The 429-nt window shown below is 47.6% G+C and carries 1 protein-coding gene; it reads right to left on the bottom strand.

The window, feature by feature from the left end; translation table 11 throughout:
* The coding region (locus I6F37_RS41035; protein ID WP_225154524.1) for a DegT/DnrJ/EryC1/StrS aminotransferase family protein at nt 1-429 on the bottom strand (429 nt) is incomplete at both ends.

The following is a 429-nucleotide window of genomic DNA, read 5'->3' as shown; positions in this document are numbered from 1 at the left end:
TTATTGTTCCATCTGCAGTGCTATATTCCGCTCCCTGGCTTTGTGCACTGTCTTCAATGAGTTTCAACTGGTATTTTGCAACCAGTCTTTCTATTTCCGGGTGCATGGCGATCTGCCCGTACAGGTGAACCGTCACGATGGCCCTGGTACGGGAAGTTATCTTCGCTTCTATTAAAAAGGGATCAATATTGTAAGTGGCAATATCCGGTTCCACCAGCACCGGCACCAGCCGGTTATCTGTAATGGCGAGGATGGAAGCAATATACGTATTGGCCGGAACGATGATCTCATCGCCTTCCTGCATCACACCCATTTCGATATAAGCTTTTAAGATCAGCCTCAACGCATCCAGCCCATTGGCCACACCAATACAATGTTTGGCGCCGCAATACGCTGCATACTCTTTTTCAAACTGCCTGTTTTCTTCTC

Source organism: Bradyrhizobium sp. NBAIM08 (assembly GCF_020193935.1).
In the GTDB taxonomy this organism is placed as follows: domain Bacteria; phylum Pseudomonadota; class Alphaproteobacteria; order Rhizobiales; family Xanthobacteraceae; genus Bradyrhizobium; species Bradyrhizobium yuanmingense.
The sequence above is the reverse complement of the archived record's forward strand: the minus strand, read 5'-3'. Positions and strand labels throughout refer to the sequence as shown.